The sequence below is a fragment of the Klebsiella sp. CD33 genome (genome assembly GCF_051992865.1).
GTDB lineage: Bacteria > Pseudomonadota > Gammaproteobacteria > Enterobacterales > Enterobacteriaceae > Klebsiella > Klebsiella pneumoniae.
Window position 1 is genome coordinate 3,996,706 of record NZ_CP197023.1, and the last position, 16,888, is coordinate 4,013,593.

Consider the following 16,888-nt stretch of genomic DNA (forward strand, 5'->3'; position numbering starts at 1 on the left):
TGCCGGGGAGAGGCGGTTAAAGCAGACCGATGGGCCAGTGATGGCCAATGACGTACAGCACGCCAGCGGAGATCACGCCGGCGACGATGTCGTCGACCATAATCCCCATTCCGCCGTGGATATTGCGATCAAACCAGCGAATCGGCCACGGCTTCCACATATCGAAGATACGGAAAATCACGAAGCCGGCGGCCACCCACTGCCAGTCCAGGGTCGGCAGCGCCATCAGGGTGATCCACATCCCGACGAACTCGTCCCAGACGATGCTGCCGTGGTCATGGGTGCCCATATCTTTGGCCGTGCGATGGCACAGATAGACGCCGATACAGATGCTCATCATCACCACCAGCGAGTAAAGCTGCCAGGGGAGAAAGGTCATCAGATACCAGAACGGGATCGCCGCCAGCGAGCCCATCGTCCCCGGCACCACCGGGCTTAAGCCGCTGCCAAAGCCGGTCGCCAGCAGATGCCACGGATTACGCATACTCAGGCGGCTAAGCGCCTCGTCTCGACTACGCAAAGTGATCGTATCCCTTTAAATCAAGCGCGACCGGCTTACCGTCGCGGATAAACTGCAGCCCTTCGCTCTCCGGCGCAATCTGTCCGATACAGGTAAAACGCGCGCCAAGATGGCCAAGAGCCACGTCCAGCGCCCCGCGGTTCAGCTCCGGTACGGTAAAGCACAGCTCGTAATCTTCCCCGCCGGCGAGCGCCCAGCGCAGCGCCTGCTCGGGCTCCACCTGGCGCAGTATCGCATCGGAGTACGGCATGGCATCGAGATCGATGCGCGCGCCGCAGCCGCTGGCTTTGAGAATATGGCCCAGATCGGAGATCAGGCCGTCGGAGAGATCGATAGCCGATGTCGCCAGGTCACGCAGCGCCTGGCCCTGCAGCACGCGCGGCATCGGCCGCAGATGACGGGCCAGCAGGTAGTCGGCGTCAGACGGTTCATCCACCGTTAGACGATTCTGCAGTACCGCCAGACCGGCGGCGCTGTCTCCCGGAGTGCCGGTAACATAGATCCAGTCCCCCGGCTTCGCGCCAGCGCGTTTCATGGCGCGTCCCGGCGGCACAAAGCCGTGGATACCCAGCGTCATGGAGAGCGGGCCACGGGTAGTGTCGCCGCCAATCAGTTGCATATCGTAATAGTCCAGCTGGACAAACAGGCTGTCGCTGAAGGCTTCCAGCCAGACTTCATCCACCTCCGGCAAGGTCAGCGCCAGCGTGAGCCACGCCGGCTCCGCGCCCATCGCCGCGAGGTCGCTCAGGTTCACCGCCAGCGCTTTATAAGCGAGGTCGGCCGGGTCGATATCGGGTAAGAAGTGATTGCCCGCCACCAGGGTGTCGGTGCTGATTGCCAGCGTTTTTTTCTCGGGAATATGCAGGAGCGCGCAGTCATCGCCGATGCCGGTTTCAACATCAAGGCGGGCGCTTTTAACGCGATCAAAATAACGGGCAATCAGGGAGAATTCGCCGCATGCCATACGTTATGCCTCAGCAAAATAATAAATAAGGCCGGGCTGCGAGGCGACCCTCGCAAAACCCGGCCTGCAGTTTACTTCTTGTGGGGACGAATTACCGGAGCCGCTTTGTCCAGCACGCCGTTAACGAACTTGTGGCTATCTTCAGCGCCGAAGGTTTTCGCCAGTTCGATAGCTTCATTGATGGCCACTTTATACGGTACGTCATCACGTTTGGACAGCTCAAACAGCGCGATACGCAGCACCGCTTTTTCAACCTGGCCCAGCTCTTCCAGCTGGCGGGACAGGTAGGGCTTCATCAGGCCGTCGAGGTACGCGCTGTTAGTCGCCACTCCGGACAGCAGTTCGCGGAAATACAGAACATCAACATCTTTTACGTCCTGTTCCGCCAGGAACTGGTATTCGACATCAGCGATGTCGTTGTGGGACAACTGCCAGGAGTAGAGCGCCTGAACGGCACACTCACGGGCGCGGCGACGAGCAGCAGGTTTCACGGAATTCCCCTTACAAAAATCAGGCCTTGATGGCTTTCAATACGTTAATCATTTCCAGCGCGGTCAGCGCAGCTTCTGCGCCTTTGTTACCGGCTTTGGTGCCAGCGCGCTCAATGGCTTGTTCAATACTTTCAGTGGTCAGAACACCAAAGGCTACCGGGATTTCGCTGTCCTGAGCGACATGCGCCAGGCCATTGCTGGCACCGCCTGCCACATATTCAAAGTGGGCGGTACCGCCGCGAATCACCGTCCCCAGCGCGATCACCGCGTCATATTTACCGGTTTTCGCCAGTGCGCCAGCCGCCAGCGGCAGCTCATACGCGCCTGGAACCCAAACGACGGTGATGTTTTCATCTTTTACCTGACCAATGCGTTTCAGGGCGTCAATCGCGCCTTCCAGCAGGCTGTCATTGATAAAGTTGTTGAAACGCGCAATGGTGATGGCGACGCGAGCGTCCGGGGTAGCAACGTTAGCTTCAATAATGTTCATACTCTTCCTTCGGGTTCATGTGCCCCGCAAGGGGGGCGGATTTTATCATATTATTCTGAGCGCTGCTTCCTAATAATCAGGAAAGCCTCACGCAGTGGTTAAATGCAGGCAGACATCCGGGCCAACCTGACGTATCTCATTGAATTTAAAATGCGGGGCCTGGCTCAGCTCTTCAAGCCCCGGCAGCGCGCATAATCCACGCGCCGCATTGCCTAACAGTTTAGGCGCAATATAGACGATAAGCTCGTCGACCAGACCCGCCTGCAGCAGCGCCCCGGCAAGCGTGGCCCCTGCCTCAACCCAGACGCTGTTGATCTGCTGTTTGCCGAGCAGCATCATCAGCAGCACCAGATCGAGATGGCCGTTATGCTCCGGAACCAGCAGCGTGCGGGCGCTTTCCGGCCACTGCCGTTCATCGGCGCGCAGGCGGGCAAACAGCGTTTCCCCCGCCTGCTGCACAATACGATGCTCAGGCGTGACGCGGTTCTGGCTGTCGATGACGACGCGCAGCGGCTGGCGCAAATTCTCTTCGGGATAAAGCGCCTGGGTATCGGCGCTCAGCTCCTGCCAGCGCACGGTCAGCGCCGGATCGTCCGCCAGCACGGTGGCGCTGCTGGTCAGGATGGCATGGCTCTGGGCGCGCAGACGCTGCACGTCGCGTCGCGCCTGCGGGGAGGTGATCCACTGGCTTTCGCCGCTGGCCATCGCCGTGCGGCCGTCCAGCGAGGCGCCCAGCTTCAGCTGCACCCAGGGAAAACCGGTGCGCATCCGCTTCAGAAAGCCTTTATTCAGCGCTTCCGCTTCGTTCATCATCAGCCCATGGCTGACCTCAATGCCGGCCTGCTGCAGGCGATACAAACCGCGCCCCGCCACCTGCGGGTTCGGATCCTGCATCGCGGCGACCACGCGGCTGACGCCGGCGGCAATCAGCGCATCGCAGCATGGCGGCGTACGGCCATGGTGGCTGCAGGGCTCAAGAGTGACGTAGGCGGTGGCGCCGCGCGCCTTTTCGCCAGCCATGCGCAGGGCGTGCACTTCAGCATGCGGCTCGCCGGCGCGATAGTGAAACCCCTCGCCGACGATCTCGCCGTCTTTCACAATGACGCAGCCGACGTTAGGGTTAGGATGGGTAGTAAAGCGACCGCGCGCGGCAAGCTTCAGCGCACGCGCCATGTACATTTCGTCCTGCATGGCTTAGTCCTGTAAGCGGGCGATCTCTTCGCCGAATTCTTTAATATCTTCGAAGCTGCGATAGACCGACGCGAAGCGAATATAGGCGACTTTATCCAGCTTTTTCAGCTGCTCCATCACCAGGTTGCCGATCATTTTGCTGGCCACTTCGCGCTCGCCGGTGCCGCGCAGATGAGTCTTGATATGGTTGACCGCCATTTCCACGTCGTCGGCGCTAACCGGACGTTTCTCCAGCGCTTTCAGCATCCCGCTGCGCAGCTTGTCTTCGTTGAAGGGTTCGCGCACATCGTTACTCTTCACCACCCGCGGCATCACCAGCTCCGCCACTTCGAAGGTGGTAAAGCGTTCGTTACAGACCAGGCACTGCCGACGGCGACGCACGGAAGAGCCTTCCCCCACCAGACGAGAGTCGATCACTTTGGTATCCACGGCGAAACAGAAAGGGCAATGCATAGCGCGTCCTGACAGGTAGTTAAACTGAAGAGTAGTTTACCGCGAAGTGACCGGACTACAAAGAAAGAGCTTTTGAGACAAAGGATCTATGGGAGATGAGGCCGGTTTGGCTACCATTAAGCATCCTCTGTAAACGGAATCCTGACCATGACAAGACGTTACCTGAAGCTCGCCATCGCGGGCTGCCTGTTCACCCTGACCGCCTGCGCCCAGCAAAGCGAAATCCGCCAGATGCACCAGAGCGTGAGTACGCTAAGCCAGGAGATGACCCAGCTCAACCAGCAAACGATCAAAATCACCCAGCAAAACGCGCTGAACGCCAAATCCACCCGCGGCGTCTATCTGCTGCCGGAGGCCAAGACCCCGGCGCGGCTGGAGAGCCAGATCGGCACCCTGCGCATGTCGGTGGGCAGTATTACCCCGGATGGCGATGGGTCACGCCTGACCTTACGCATTCAGGGCGAATCCAACGATCCGCTGCCGGCCTTTACCGCCACCGTCGCTTCCGGACAGATCACCGGCACCACCCATAGCTATCAGGAAGTCAATGTTCAGGATCAGCTGATTAGCGCGCCGGCCAGCACCCTCGCCCCCAGCGATGTCGATATCCCGTTGCGCCTCAATGTAACGCCAGATAAAGTCGGTTTTATTCGCGTACACGATATCCAGCCCGCCGCCGCCCAGTAAGCCTTCAGCCGGGCCTGCCCCGCCCGGCTACGTCCTGCCCCGTCGTTCTTATCCACTTACAACTTTTCGCAAGAGTTCATTAGAAATCGTTCTGCAGCGCGATTTTCAGTAGCATTTTGTCAAGAAATGCATAGAATCGTGAACGCAATCGATTACGCATGTTCTGGTTATGTGAAACAACACGTATTTTTGTGAGCAATGATTCCTATAATAGACCCCCACAGAAAGACGAAATATTTAGAAACGCTTCGGCACTTCTTTTAACGCCTTCAGGCTCAATTTAAACAGTGGCATTACTATGAAAAAAACATTACTGGCAGCGGGTGCGGTTGTGGCGCTCTCCACTACTTTTGCCGCGGGCGCGGCAGAAAACGACAAACCGCAGTATCTGTCTGACTGGTGGCACCAGAGTGTTAACGTGGTGGGCAGCTACCACACCCGTTTTGGACCGCAGATCCGTAACGATACCTACCTGGAATACGAAGCGTTCGCCAAAAAAGACTGGTTTGATTTCTACGGCTATATTGATGCCCCGGTATTCTTCGGCGGCAACAGCACGGCAAAAGGTATCTGGAACAAAGGTTCCCCGCTGTTTATGGAGATCGAACCGCGTTTCTCTATCGATAAGCTGACCAATACCGACCTGAGCTTCGGGCCGTTCAAAGAATGGTATTTCGCCAACAACTATATCTACGATATGGGCCGCAACGACTCCCAGGAGCAGAGCACCTGGTATATGGGTCTGGGTACCGATATCGATACCGGCCTGCCAATGAGCCTGTCGCTGAACGTCTACGCCAAGTACCAGTGGCAGAACTACGGCGCCTCCAACGAAAACGAATGGGACGGCTATCGCTTCAAAGTGAAATACTTTGTGCCGCTGACCGACCTGTGGGGCGGTTCGCTGAGCTACATCGGCTTCACCAACTTCGACTGGGGTTCTGACCTCGGCGATGACAACTTCTACGATCTGAACGGGAAGCACGCGCGCACCAGCAACTCTATCGCCTCCAGCCACATCCTGGCGCTGAACTACGCGCACTGGCACTACTCTATCGTCGCCCGTTACTTCCATAACGGCGGCCAGTGGGCTGATGATGCGAAGCTGAACTTCGGCGATGGTCCGTTCAGCGTTCGCTCGACCGGCTGGGGTGGTTACTTCGTGGTCGGCTACAACTTCTGATTGCTGATACAGCAAGACAGCGCCCGGGCCGCAGCTCCTGCTGCCCGGGCTTTTTTATTTCTCCCGCACCTCGCACCGGACCTTGCGCAGAAAATCGCTTAACGAGCGGTCGGCGCACTCGCTGAATCGACGTTCGGTCGCGCTTACCTCCAGGCAACGATCGAGGCGAAAATTGCGGTAATCATTGCGCAGTTCGCACCAGGCCACCAACAGCCAGCGTTCGCCCCAGAAAAACAGCCCCAGGGGCAGCACGTCGCGCTCGGTCACCCGGCCTGTCTCATCCTGATAGCGCAGCTGCAGCACCTGCTGGCCGGAGACCGCCTGATGAATGACGTCAAAATGGGTTTTAGCATAGCGATGCGCGCCAAGGTCAGGGGCAAACAGGCGAGTCTGCTCCGCCTGGCGCCGACGCGCCTCCGGCAGGATCGCCAGCATCTTCTCCTGGGCGGATTCCAGCGACTGCGACAGCGCCTCACCGCCCCAGGTTTTCAGCAGCCGAATCGCAGCGATCAGCGCCTCGGACTCTTTGGTGGTCAGCATCAGCGGCGGCAGATCGTAGCCCGCCAGCAGCCGGTAGCCGCTGCCCGCTTCGCCCTCCACCGGTACGCCGGAGAGGGAGAGATCGCGAATATCGCGATAGACGGTACGCTCCGACACGCCCAACCGCTCCGCCAGCAGCGCGGCGGTAGTGAGCCGCCTGCCGCGCAGGATCTGCATAATCTGAAATAAACGGTCGGCGCGTCGGGTCATGTCTCACTTCACAAAAGTTAAGGTTAAGCCGGCTGGTGCAGGCCGACGCGGTTGCCCTCGCTGTCGGTAAACAGGGCGATGGTGCCAATATCATTCGGCAGCGTCAGCGGGCCGAAGACACAGGCCCCACCCGCCGAGGCAACGCGCTCCAGCGTGGCGGCAAGATGATCAGTATGCAGATAAATAATAGCGCCCTGCGCCGAGGGCGCGATACCTTCAAATTTGGCCAGCGCGCCGCCGGGGGCCGGATCCTGATGCGGGAACACCGCCAGCTCGGCGCAGTCCATGGTTTCGCGACGCAGCGACACTTGCATCACCGGCTCATAAAACGCGACGGCGCGATCCATATCGGCGACCGGAATTTCAAACCAGTTAATCACGTTATTCATACTTCCTCCTGCTCGTTAGTGAGTTCAGAGGCAGTGTATGGGAGGGCTCCTGACAGCATACTGTCAGCAGGTTTTGTCGCGGGCAAAAAAATCCCGGCCGCAAGGGCCGGGATTGCTTTATCTCAACTGAACTCTATTACGGCAGAATAGACGGCTGATCCGCCCCTTCTTTCTCAACCTTCTGCTGGATCAGATGCTTGCGCTTCATGCCCAGCTTCAACGCCAGCGCGGAGGCGACGTAGATAGAGGAAGCCGTACCGATGGAAACACCGATCAGCATGGTCAGCGAGAAGCCTTCCAGAATCGGGCCGCCGAACAGGAACAGCATCAGGATCACCATCAAAGTGGTACCAGAGGTGATCAAGGTACGGTGCAGCGTCTGGGTCAACGACACGTTAAAGATCTCATACGGCGTACCGCGGCGGATCTTACGGAAGTTTTCACGGATACGGTCCGATACCACGATACTGTCGTTCAGCGAGTAGCCGATAACCGACATCAACGAGGCCACGATGGTCAGGTCGATCTCGATATGGAACAGCGACAGCACGCCCATGGTGATCACCACGTCGTGCGCCAGGGCGATAACCACCCCGGCGGCCAGACGCCATTCGAAGCGGAAGCCGACGTAGATCAGGATACAGACCAGCGCCGCAATCAGCGCCAGGGCGCCGGTTTGCGCGAGGTCCGCGCCGACGCTCGGGCCGACAAACTCAATACGCTTCACTGCCGCATTCTGGCTGGTCGATTCGTTAATCACCGTCACGACCTTGCTGCCCAGCTCCTGGCTGCCGTTGGCGTCATGCACCGGCGGCATACGTACCATGATGTCGCGGCTGCTGCCAAAGTTCTGCACCTGCGGCTCTTCAAAGCCCGCTTTCTGCAGGGAATCGCGCATCTGGTCCAGATCGACCGGTTTCTCAAGGGTAATTTCAATCACCGTACCGCCGGTGAAATCGAGCCCCCAGTTAAACCCGCGAACGCCGATGATGGCGATCGACACAATCAGCAGAAAACCTGAAATGCCGAAGGCCCAGTAGTCCCAGCGCATAAAGTCCCAGACTTTACGGCCGTGGTTCAATTGTTCAACAGTATATTCCTGTGCCACAACGCACTCCTCAGATAGACAGCTTTTTAACGCGCTTGCCGCCGTACAGCAGGTTCACGATGGCACGGGTGCCGACGATAGCGGTAAACATTGAGGTCGCGATACCGATACCGGTGGTAATCGCAAACCCTTTAATGGCACCGGTACCGACCGCGTACAGGATGATCACTTTGATAAGCGTCGTCACGTTGGCGTCGAAGATCGAGCTGAACGCGCCGCGATAACCTTCGTCAATCGCCTGCTGAACGGTACGCCCGTTGCTCAGCTCTTCTTTGATACGCTCGTTGATCAGAACGTTAGCATCGACCGCCACCGCCAGGGTTAACACGATACCCGCGATGCCCGGCATGGTCAGCGTCGCCCCCGGGATCAGGGACATAATGCCGACAATCAGTATCAGGTTGGCAATCAGCGCCGAGGTAGCAATCAGGCCGAACTTCTTATAGAAGAGGATCATGAACAGGATAGAGACCACCAGACCGGCCAGACAGGCTTCCAGACCCTGCTTGATGTTCTGCATTCCCAGGGTTGGGCCGATAGTCCGCTCTTCGACGATCTGAATCGGCGCAATCAGCGCGCCGGCACGCAGCAGCAGCGACAGCTGACGCGCTTCGTTCGGATTGCTGATACCGGTGATACGGAAGCTGTTACCCAGACGCGACTGGATGTTGGCGATGTTAATCACCTCTTCCTCTTTCGCCAGGATAGCGCGACCGTTAGCGTCTTTCTTACCGCTGTCTTTATACTCCACGAACAGGGTCGCCATCGGCTTGCCGATGTTGTCCTTAGTGAAGTTAGACATGATGTTACCGCCCGCGCTGTCCAGCGAGATGTTGACCTGCGGCTGGTTGTACTCATCCATGCTGGAGGTCGAGTCGGTGATATGGTCCCCGGTCAGGATCACCCGCTTGTACAGCACTACCGGCTGGCCTTCACGCGTCTGCTTCACTTCCGAGTCGCCCGGCACGCGGCCAGAGGCGGCGGCGGACTGGTCCACGTTAGTATTGACCAGACGGAACTCGAGGGTCGCGGTCGCGCCAAGGATTTCCTTCGCACGCGCGGTATCCTGGATACCCGGCAGCTCAACCACGATGCGGTCAGCGCCCTGACGCTGAACCAGCGGCTCGGCGACGCCCAGCTGGTTCACACGGTTACGCAGGATATTAATGTTCTGCTGAACCGCGTACTCACGGGCTTCTTTCAGGCGCTCATCGGTCATCACCGCTTTCAGGCTGTTGTCACCCTGAGAGGAAATAACCAGATCGCGATGGCGAGGGCTGAGATAAGAGATAGCCTGGTCGCGCGCCGCGCTGTCGCGGAAGACGATGCTCAGACCGTAGTTGTCTTCTTTACGCACGGTCGCGTAAGGAATGCCTTTGTCGCGCAGCTCGCTGCGCAGGCTATCGATGTTCTGTTCCTGCAGTTTGCCTAACGCGGTGTCCATGTCGACTTCCATCAGGAAGTGCACGCCGCCGCGCAGATCAAGACCCAGCTTCATAGGCTCGGCATAGAGCGCCGCCAGCCAGCGTGGGGTTGCCGGAGCAAGGTTCAGCGCCACGACGTATTTGTCACCCAGCACGTTAAGCAGCGCTTCGCGCGCGCGCAGCTGGGTATCAGTGGTGTCGAAGCGCGCAAGAATAGCGCCCTCTTCCAGTGCCACAGACTTCGCGGTTATTTTTTCTTCTTGTAAAGTTTTCTGGACCTGGATCAGCGTTTGCTCACTGGCGGCGACGCCGCGCGCGCCAGTGATTTGAACAGCCGGATCCTCACCATACAGGTTGGGAAGCGCATAGATCAGGCCGACGACAATGACGACGACCAGCATGACGTACTTCCACAAAGGATAACGGTTTAACACGGCAGTTCCCTTTGGGAAAAGTTAGATTACAGCGCCTTCATGGTGCCTTTCGGCAGAACGGCAGCAACGAAGTCACGTTTGATAACCACTTCAGTGGTATCGTTCAGCGCGATAGCAATGTAGCCAGTTTCCGCTACTTTGGTCACGCGACCGACCAGACCGCCGTTGGTCAGCACTTCATCACCTTTGGCGATGGAGTTCATCAGGTTCTTATGTTCCTTGGTGCGCTTCTGCTGTGGACGCAGGATCATGAAGTAAAAAATCAGACCGAACACCACCAGCATCAGAATCAGAGACATCGGGCTGCCCTGCGCCGGTGCACCCGTTGCCGCTACCGCATCAGAAATAAAAAAGCTCATTGAAATTCCCTCATTATTAAAATTAATCAACGTTCAAAGGAGGCACGGTGCGCCCCTGACGTTGGTAAAAATCGGTCACGAAGCTCTCTAATTTACCCTCTTCGATAGCCTTGCGTAAACCAGCCATTAAACGCTGATAGTAGCGCAGGTTATGAATGGTATTGAGACGCGCGCCCAATATTTCGTTGCAACGGTCGAGGTGATGCAAGTAAGCGCGTGAATAATTGCGACATGTATAGCAATCACACTCGGCGTCCAGCGGTGCGGTATCGCTTTTGTGCTTCGCGTTGCGGATTTTCACCACGCCGTCGGTGACGAACAGGTGGCCGTTACGCGCGTTGCGCGTCGGCATGACGCAGTCGAACATATCGATACCGCGACGTACCCCTTCCACCAGATCTTCCGGCTTCCCGACGCCCATCAGGTATCGTGGTTTATCGGCCGGGATCTGCGGGCAGACGTGCTCCAGAATACGGTGCATGTCTTCCTTCGGCTCACCAACCGCCAAACCGCCGACAGCGTAGCCATCAAAGCCAATCTCTACCAGACCTTTCACCGAGATATCGCGTAAATCTTCGTAAACGCTACCCTGAATAATGCCGAACAGCGCATTTTTATTGCCAAGGCTATCGAAACGGTCGCGGCTGCGCTTCGCCCAGCGCAGAGACATCTCCATTGAGCGCTTGGCGTAATCCCAGTCCGCCGGGTACGGCGTACATTCGTCGAAGATCATCACGATGTCAGAGCCGAGATCGTACTGAATCTCCATCGATTTTTCCGGATCGAGGAAAATCGGATCGCCGTTGATCGGATTGCGGAAGTGGACGCCCTGCTCGGTGATCTTACGGATATCGCCAAGGCTGAACACCTGGAAACCGCCGGAGTCGGTCAGGATCGGTCCTTTCCACTGCATAAAATCGTGCAGATCGCCGTGCAGCTTCATGATCTCCTGACCCGGGCGCAGCCACAGGTGGAAGGTGTTGCCGAGAATAATCTGCGCGCCGGTGGCTTCCACCTCTTCCGGCGTCATCCCTTTGACGGTGCCGTAGGTGCCAACGGGCATAAAGGCCGGTGTTTCCACCACGCCGCGCTCAAACACCAGGCGACCGCGGCGGGCGCGACCGTCGGTGGTATCCAGTTCAAATTTCATGCTTGCTCCTGCGTCAGAAAAACAGTCCGACGTTTTCATACTCGCCACGGAATGATTCCGTAGCTAAAAAATGCGTTATGGCGTCTACAAGCCGGCGTACCGGCCTTTTCAGGGACGCTCAGAAATAGCCTGCGGATTGTACGTGATAAACATCGCATCCCCGTAGCTAAAAAAGCGATATTTCTGCTCAACCGCCACCTTATAGGCGTTCATGGTGTGCTGATAACCCGCAAACGCCGACACCAGCATAATCAGTGTGGATTCAGGGAGATGGAAGTTAGTCACCAGCGCATCGATCACCTGGTACTGATAACCCGGGTAGATGAAAATCTGCGTATCGTCGAAGAACGGCGCGATCAGCGCGTCTTTCGCCGCCTGCGCCGCGCTCTCCAGCGAACGTACCGAGGTGGTGCCCACCGCGATCACGCGGTTGCCGCGCGCTTTCGCCGCCAGCACCGCATCGACCACCTCCTGCGGCACTTCGGCATATTCGGAGTGCATGGTGTGCTCTTCAATGCTGTCGACGCGCACCGGCTGGAAGGTGCCCGCGCCCACATGCAGGGTGACAAACGCCATCTCAACGCCTTTGGCGCGCAGTTTGTCCAGCAGCGGTTCGTCGAAATGCAAACCGGCGGTCGGGGCGGCTACCGCGCCCGGCCTGGTGCCATAGACGGTTTGATAGAGCTCGCGGTCGGCGTCTTCGTCCGGGCGGTCAATATAGGGCGGCAGCGGCATATGACCGATCCCGTTAAGGATCTCCAGCACCGGGCGCTCGTCGTTAAACTCCACTTCAAACAGCGCGCCGTGGCGCGCCAGCATCGTGGCCTTAATACTTTCGTCATCGCCCAGCAGCAGCTCGGCGCCCGGCTTCGGCGCTTTTGAGGCGCGAATATGGGCCAGGATGCGCTTATCATCCAGCATCCGCTCCACCAGCACTTCAATCTTGCCGCCGCTGGCCTTACGACCGAACAGACGCGCCGGGATCACCCGGGTGTTGTTAAACACCAGCAGATCGCCGGGATTAAGCTTATCGAGAATGTCGGTGAAGGTGCCATGCGTCAGCGCGCCCGTCGGCCCGTCCAGGGAGAGCAAGCGACAGCTACTGCGCTCAGGCATCGGATAGTGGGCGATCAGAGATTCGGGTAGTTCAAAAGCAAAATCGGTAACGCGCATGACGGTAACTCAGACTGAATAAAGAGGCGGGTAGTCTAGTGCCGGGGCGGTCTGGCTGCAACCTTTACCCCTCCGGATGAATGACATAATCTATATTCCAAATCATTCCGAATGCCGCCATGCGGCAACCGAATGCCTTACCGGTGGCAAAGGTGCCGCGCGCGGCCAGACAGCATGCCATTCGGCCACCGAGGCGCCGTTCAGCGCAACATCGGTGTTTCCACCTGCCCGCTCGTATTTAAAGGATGTCGTTTTATGAATTTTCTCGCCCACCTGCACCTGGCCCATCTCGCCGACAGTTCGTTGCCCGGCAACCTGATGGCCGACTTCGTGCGCGGCAACCCGCAGGGCGACTATCCGGCGGAGATCATCGACGGCATCTTTATGCATCGGCGGATTGACGTGATGACTGACAACCTGGCGGAAGTCAAAGAGGCGCGGGAGTGGTTTCGCCCGCAGACCCGCCGCGTCGCCCCCATCACCCTCGACGTCATGTGGGATCATTTCCTGTCCCAGCACTGGGTGCAGCTCTCCCCTGACCTGCCGCTGGACGAGTTCGTACGCTACGCCGAGCGGCAGATCGTCCCCATCCTGCCCGACTCGCCGCCCCGCTTCGTCAATCTCAATCAATATCTGTGGTCGGAGCGCTGGCTGGAGCGCTATCGGGAAATGGATTTTATTCAGCGCGTGCTGAACGGCATGGCCAGCCGCCGTCCACGTCTCGAGGCGCTACGCGACTCCTGGCAGGATCTGGATACCCATTACGACCGTCTGGAGACGCAGTTCTGGCGCTTTTATCCGCAGATGATGCGCCTGGCAGAAAACAAACAGCTGTAATAGCCACGTCATTGATAGGTAAAAGCTGGCTGAACGATTGTTAGCGCCTCTTTGTGTTATTGCCGGGCAGGCTCTATACTTGCCCGCGTTGCGTTCCAAATAACCTTAGTAATTACAGGAGAATCAAATGGTTCTGGTCACTCGTCAAGCGCCGGATTTTACTGCAGCCGCTGTGCTGGGTAATGGTGAGATCGTTGAGAAATTCAATTTCAAACAGCACACCAACGGTAAACCTACCGTTCTGTTCTTCTGGCCGATGGACTTCACCTTCGTGTGCCCGTCTGAGCTGATCGCGTTCGACAAACGTTACGAAGAATTCCAGAAACGCGGCGTGGAAGTGGTTGGCGTTTCCTTCGACTCCGAGTTCGTGCACAACGCATGGCGTAACACCCCGGTAGACCAGGGCGGTATCGGCCCGGTTAAATACGCGATGGTTGCTGACATCAAACGTGAAATCCAGAAAGCTTACGGTATTGAGCATCCGGACGAAGGCGTAGCGCTGCGCGGCTCCTTCCTGATCGACGCCAACGGCATCGTTCGTCATCAGGTGGTTAACGACCTGCCGCTGGGCCGTAACATCGACGAAATGCTGCGTATGGTAGACGCCCTGCAGTTCCACGAAGAGCACGGCGAAGTCTGCCCGGCGCAGTGGGAAAAAGGAAAAGAAGGTATGGCCGCCTCTCCGGAAGGCGTTGCAAAATACCTGACCGAAAACGTTTCCAGCCTGTAATCGGCACGCGTTTTAATAAAAGGCTCGCTCAGGCGGGCCTTTTTTGTTAGCGGCGTCAAAATTTAAGAAAATGACCCGCCGATATTTGTGACCAGCGATACACTTCTGGCGAAAAAATTCGCTCTACCTCTCACTTTTTCTCTGGCAAATTTCAGCGTCAAAATACAAAGCCTTCATAACAGCCTGAAAAACATATAAATTATTTATATCGTTTTCTGCCGGTACTTTGCCGTCGATGTGATCCCCATCAATATTTAAAACCGCGGATGTGATCTCATCCATCATTTTCATCAATGTATTTGGTCATGATTTAACTCAGGAACAGGAATACGTTCAGGAGCTGAGGATGGAAATTATTTTTGACCCGTTGTTAATCGCCCTTAAGCAGAATATTTCCCGTGCGGAAGAGGCCATCGAACTGGCGGGTTCATTACTTGCCAGGCGCCAGATTTGCAGTGCCGAATATGTCACCGAGATGCTGACGGTATATGAAGATTTTGGCGCCGCCATCGTGATAGATGACGGGATTGCCATGCCGCATGCCCGGCCGGAAAAAGGGGCATTACAGACCGGGTTCTCACTTGTCACCACCGCCACGCCAATCTCCTTCGGCCACGATGAGTTCGATCCGGTTTCCGTGGTCATCGCGATCGCCGGCGCCGATGCTGACAGTCATATCAAAATGATCCAACTGATAGCCTCGCTGATCGAGTCAGATATTGTGACCTTTCTTCAGCAGGAAAATGACGTTAATTCAGTCTTACATTTCATTCAAAAACAAATGGAGTAGTCATTATGTTAGTTATCAGAACGGTTTGTGGTAACGGTATTGGCAGCTCATTGATGGCTGCGAATAATGTGAAAAAGATTTGTGACGAATTAGGTATCAAAGCGGACGTCGCCTCGGTCGATTTTGCTAACGCCGTCGGGGAAAAAGCCGACCTTTACGTCACGATCAAAGAACTGGCAAATCAATTTCCGGCCCACTGTCATGTCGCCATCATTCGCAGCTACGTCCATAAAGCGAAGATCGCCGAGGATATTACCGACGCGCTGATGAAAATTGCTGCGACTCACTCTTAATCAGCATAGAGGGAACGACCATGCAGGCTATTCTTAGTTTCTTAACGGAAATATTCAGTCAACCCGCCTTTTTAATGGGGCTTATCGCCTTTGTTGGTTTAGTGGCGCTGCGCTCCCCTGGCAATAAACTGCTTACCGGCACATTGAAGCCGATTTTAGGCTATTTGATGTTGAGCGCTGGGGCAGGCGTTATCGTTGCCAATCTCAATCCGCTGGGCGGTATTATCGAGGCCGGATTTAATATCCGCGGCGTTATTCCGAACAATGAAGCCATTGTCTCCGTCGCCCAGAAGATGCTGGGCGTGGAAACCATGAGTATTTTGCTGTTAGGCTTTATTTTCAACCTGATTATCGCCCGCTGTACCAAGTATAAATATATCTTTCTGACCGGCCATCATTCGTTCTTTCTCGCCTGCCTGTTCTCCGCCGTTCTGCAGGCAGCGGAGTTCCAGGGCTGGATGTTGATCCTGATCGGTGGATTCCTGTTGGGCTCATGGTCGGCCATCTCCCCGGCCATCGGTCAGCGTTACACCAGGCAGGTAACCGAAGACGGCGGGATCGCCATGGGCCATTTCGGCTCTCTCGGCTACTACCTCTCGGCATGGATCGCCAGCCGGACCGGCAATCCGGCAAATTCCTTCGCCGATACCGAAATTTCAGAAAAGTGGGGCTTTCTGCGCGATACCACGGTCACCACCGGTATCGTGATGTTTGTTATCTACTTTGTCTGCAGCGCTGTCGCCGGGTCGGCGTACCTGAGCACCATCACCGACCAAAACATGCTGATCTTCTCGGTGCTGACCGGTCTGCAGTTCGCCGTTGGCGTAGCCATTGTCTATAACGGCGTGCGGCTGATCCTCGGCGATCTGGTGCCGGCGTTCCAGGGCATCAGCCAGAAGCTGATCCCGGACTCCATCCCGGCCGTTGACTGCGCGGTGTTCTTCACCTTTAGCCCCACCGCGGTGGTGGTGGGATTCATCAGCTCCTTTGTGGGCGGGCTGGTCGGGATGCTCTTGCTCGGCGGGCTGGGCATGGCGCTGATTATTCCCGGCATGGTCCCGCACTTCTTCTGCGGCGGCACGTCCGGCGTCTTCGCCGACAAACTGGGGGGGAAGCGCGGATGTATCATCGCCTCCTTTATCGGCGGGATCTTCCTCGCCTTCCTGCCGGCGATGCTGCTGCCGGCGCTCGGCAACCTCGGGTTTGAAAACAGCACCTTCGCCGATTTCGACTTCGCGGTATGGGGCATCATTATCGGGAATGCGTTCACCCAGTTTGGTCAGATCACTATCTATCTGATTTGTCTGGCGCTGCTCGTCGCGCTGCTGGCGCCTTTCTGCTTCCGTCACGTCCAGGTGGTGGGCAACACGCTCAGCTATGAGGAGCTGACGGCGAAGCAGAAAAATGAATAAGCGAGGTCATTTTTCCCGGCGGGAGGGCCACGCTTTCCGCCGCTGACAAATAATCAGGAG

22 protein-coding genes are annotated in these 16,888 nt (G+C 57.0%); 7 read left to right on the forward strand and 15 right to left on the reverse strand.

All coding sequences use genetic code 11. The features are described 5' to 3' along the window. Positions 1-16: 16 nt before the first annotated feature. The 6 genes from pgpA to nrdR all read right to left on the reverse strand — a co-directional run bounded on the left by pgpA (position 17) and on the right by nrdR (position 4,109). Positions 17-520, reverse strand: coding sequence for a phosphatidylglycerophosphatase A (gene pgpA, locus ACR809_RS19680; protein WP_004177266.1), 504 nt, complete (start codon positions 518-520; stop codon positions 17-19). After that, positions 513-1,484 (reverse strand): thiamine-phosphate kinase, encoded by a 972-nt coding sequence (gene thiL / locus ACR809_RS19685; RefSeq protein WP_004144652.1) that lies wholly within the window; start codon positions 1,482-1,484, stop codon positions 513-515. Before thiL ends, pgpA begins: the two co-directional genes overlap by 8 nt. Positions 1,485-1,555: 71 nt before the next feature. Next, positions 1,556-1,975 carry a transcription antitermination factor NusB gene (gene nusB, locus ACR809_RS19690; RefSeq protein WP_002891356.1) on the reverse strand — a complete coding sequence of 140 codons (420 nt, stop codon included), beginning with the start codon at positions 1,973-1,975 and terminating at the stop codon, positions 1,556-1,558. A 19-nt stretch (positions 1,976-1,994) separates the two neighbouring features. Then, complete coding sequence (gene ribH, locus ACR809_RS19695; protein WP_001021161.1) at positions 1,995-2,465, reverse strand: 6,7-dimethyl-8-ribityllumazine synthase; 471 nt, start codon at positions 2,463-2,465, stop codon at positions 1,995-1,997. Between the two features lie 87 nt (positions 2,466-2,552). Continuing rightward, positions 2,553-3,656 (reverse strand): bifunctional diaminohydroxyphosphoribosylaminopyrimidine deaminase/5-amino-6-(5-phosphoribosylamino)uracil reductase RibD, encoded by a 1,104-nt coding sequence (ribD, locus tag ACR809_RS19700; RefSeq protein WP_004144650.1) that lies wholly within the window; start codon positions 3,654-3,656, stop codon positions 2,553-2,555. Between the two features lie 3 nt (positions 3,657-3,659). Continuing rightward, complete coding sequence (gene nrdR / locus ACR809_RS19705; RefSeq protein ID WP_002890417.1) at positions 3,660-4,109, reverse strand: transcriptional regulator NrdR; 450 nt, start codon at positions 4,107-4,109, stop codon at positions 3,660-3,662. Positions 4,110-4,256: 147 nt separating this feature from the next. Between nrdR and ACR809_RS19710 the strand changes: the two genes are divergently transcribed. Both ACR809_RS19710 and ACR809_RS19715 read left to right on the forward strand, forming a co-directional pair. Then, entirely contained in the window at positions 4,257-4,796 is a 540-nt protein-coding gene (locus ACR809_RS19710) for a DUF3251 domain-containing protein (RefSeq protein WP_002890414.1), read from the forward strand. Positions 4,797-5,094: 298 nt separating this feature from the next. Further along, complete coding sequence (locus tag ACR809_RS19715; protein ID WP_002890412.1) at positions 5,095-5,979, forward strand: nucleoside-specific channel-forming protein Tsx; 885 nt, start codon at positions 5,095-5,097, stop codon at positions 5,977-5,979. Positions 5,980-6,033: 54 nt separating this feature from the next. On the opposite strand, the gene ACR809_RS19720 is transcribed toward ACR809_RS19715, so the two are convergent. The 8 genes from ACR809_RS19720 to ACR809_RS19755 all read right to left on the reverse strand — a co-directional run bounded on the left by ACR809_RS19720 (position 6,034) and on the right by ACR809_RS19755 (position 12,947). Beyond that, a complete protein-coding gene (locus ACR809_RS19720; protein WP_122051519.1) occupies positions 6,034-6,729 on the reverse strand; it encodes a helix-turn-helix transcriptional regulator in 696 nt (231 codons plus the stop codon). Between the two features lie 23 nt (positions 6,730-6,752). Next, positions 6,753-7,118 (reverse strand): VOC family protein, encoded by a 366-nt coding sequence (locus tag ACR809_RS19725; RefSeq protein ID WP_002890404.1) that lies wholly within the window; start codon positions 7,116-7,118, stop codon positions 6,753-6,755. A gap of 136 nt (positions 7,119-7,254) precedes the next feature. Next, positions 7,255-8,226, reverse strand: coding sequence for a protein translocase subunit SecF (gene secF / locus ACR809_RS19730; RefSeq protein WP_122051520.1), 972 nt, complete (start codon positions 8,224-8,226; stop codon positions 7,255-7,257). A 10-nt stretch (positions 8,227-8,236) separates the two neighbouring features. Further along, positions 8,237-10,084, reverse strand: a complete 1,848-nt coding sequence (gene secD, locus ACR809_RS19735) for a protein translocase subunit SecD (protein ID WP_002890400.1) — start codon at positions 10,082-10,084, stop codon at positions 8,237-8,239. A gap of 26 nt (positions 10,085-10,110) precedes the next feature. Further along, positions 10,111-10,443, reverse strand: coding sequence for a preprotein translocase subunit YajC (gene yajC / locus ACR809_RS19740; protein WP_002890398.1), 333 nt, complete (start codon positions 10,441-10,443; stop codon positions 10,111-10,113). 22 nt (positions 10,444-10,465) lie between these two features. After that, positions 10,466-11,593 carry a tRNA guanosine(34) transglycosylase Tgt gene (tgt, locus tag ACR809_RS19745; protein WP_002890395.1) on the reverse strand — a complete coding sequence of 376 codons (1,128 nt, stop codon included), beginning with the start codon at positions 11,591-11,593 and terminating at the stop codon, positions 10,466-10,468. 108 nt (positions 11,594-11,701) lie between these two features. Continuing rightward, positions 11,702-12,766: a tRNA preQ1(34) S-adenosylmethionine ribosyltransferase-isomerase QueA gene (gene queA, locus ACR809_RS19750; protein ID WP_002890390.1), complete on the reverse strand. Its 1,065-nt coding sequence runs from the start codon at positions 12,764-12,766 to the stop codon at positions 11,702-11,704. Positions 12,767-12,830: 64 nt separating this feature from the next. After that, complete coding sequence (locus ACR809_RS19755; RefSeq protein ID WP_004218831.1) at positions 12,831-12,947, reverse strand: hypothetical protein; 117 nt, start codon at positions 12,945-12,947, stop codon at positions 12,831-12,833. Positions 12,948-13,021: 74 nt separating this feature from the next. Between ACR809_RS19755 and acpH the strand changes: the two genes are divergently transcribed. Beyond that, a complete protein-coding gene (gene acpH, locus ACR809_RS19760; RefSeq protein ID WP_122051521.1) occupies positions 13,022-13,603 on the forward strand; it encodes an ACP phosphodiesterase in 582 nt (193 codons plus the stop codon). Between the two features lie 127 nt (positions 13,604-13,730). Continuing rightward, positions 13,731-14,333: a peroxiredoxin gene (locus ACR809_RS19765; protein WP_002890386.1), complete on the forward strand. Its 603-nt coding sequence runs from the start codon at positions 13,731-13,733 to the stop codon at positions 14,331-14,333. Between the two features lie 123 nt (positions 14,334-14,456). Here ACR809_RS19765 and ACR809_RS19770 read toward each other — a convergent pair whose 3' ends face one another. After that, positions 14,457-14,624 carry a hypothetical protein gene (locus tag ACR809_RS19770; RefSeq protein WP_014907982.1) on the reverse strand — a complete coding sequence of 56 codons (168 nt, stop codon included), beginning with the start codon at positions 14,622-14,624 and terminating at the stop codon, positions 14,457-14,459. A gap of 55 nt (positions 14,625-14,679) precedes the next feature. On the opposite strand from ACR809_RS19770, the gene ACR809_RS19775 reads away from it, so the two are divergent. The 3 genes from ACR809_RS19775 to ACR809_RS19785 are packed head-to-tail and all read left to right on the forward strand — an operon-like array spanning position 14,680 to position 16,828. Further along, positions 14,680-15,123, forward strand: coding sequence for a PTS sugar transporter subunit IIA (locus tag ACR809_RS19775; protein ID WP_122051522.1), 444 nt, complete (start codon positions 14,680-14,682; stop codon positions 15,121-15,123). 5 nt (positions 15,124-15,128) lie between these two features. After that, positions 15,129-15,416, forward strand: a complete 288-nt coding sequence (locus tag ACR809_RS19780; protein WP_002890376.1) for a PTS sugar transporter subunit IIB — start codon at positions 15,129-15,131, stop codon at positions 15,414-15,416. Positions 15,417-15,436: 20 nt separating this feature from the next. Continuing rightward, entirely contained in the window at positions 15,437-16,828 is a 1,392-nt protein-coding gene (locus tag ACR809_RS19785; RefSeq protein WP_004151345.1) for a PTS ascorbate transporter subunit IIC, read from the forward strand. Positions 16,829-16,888 lie beyond the last annotated feature (60 nt).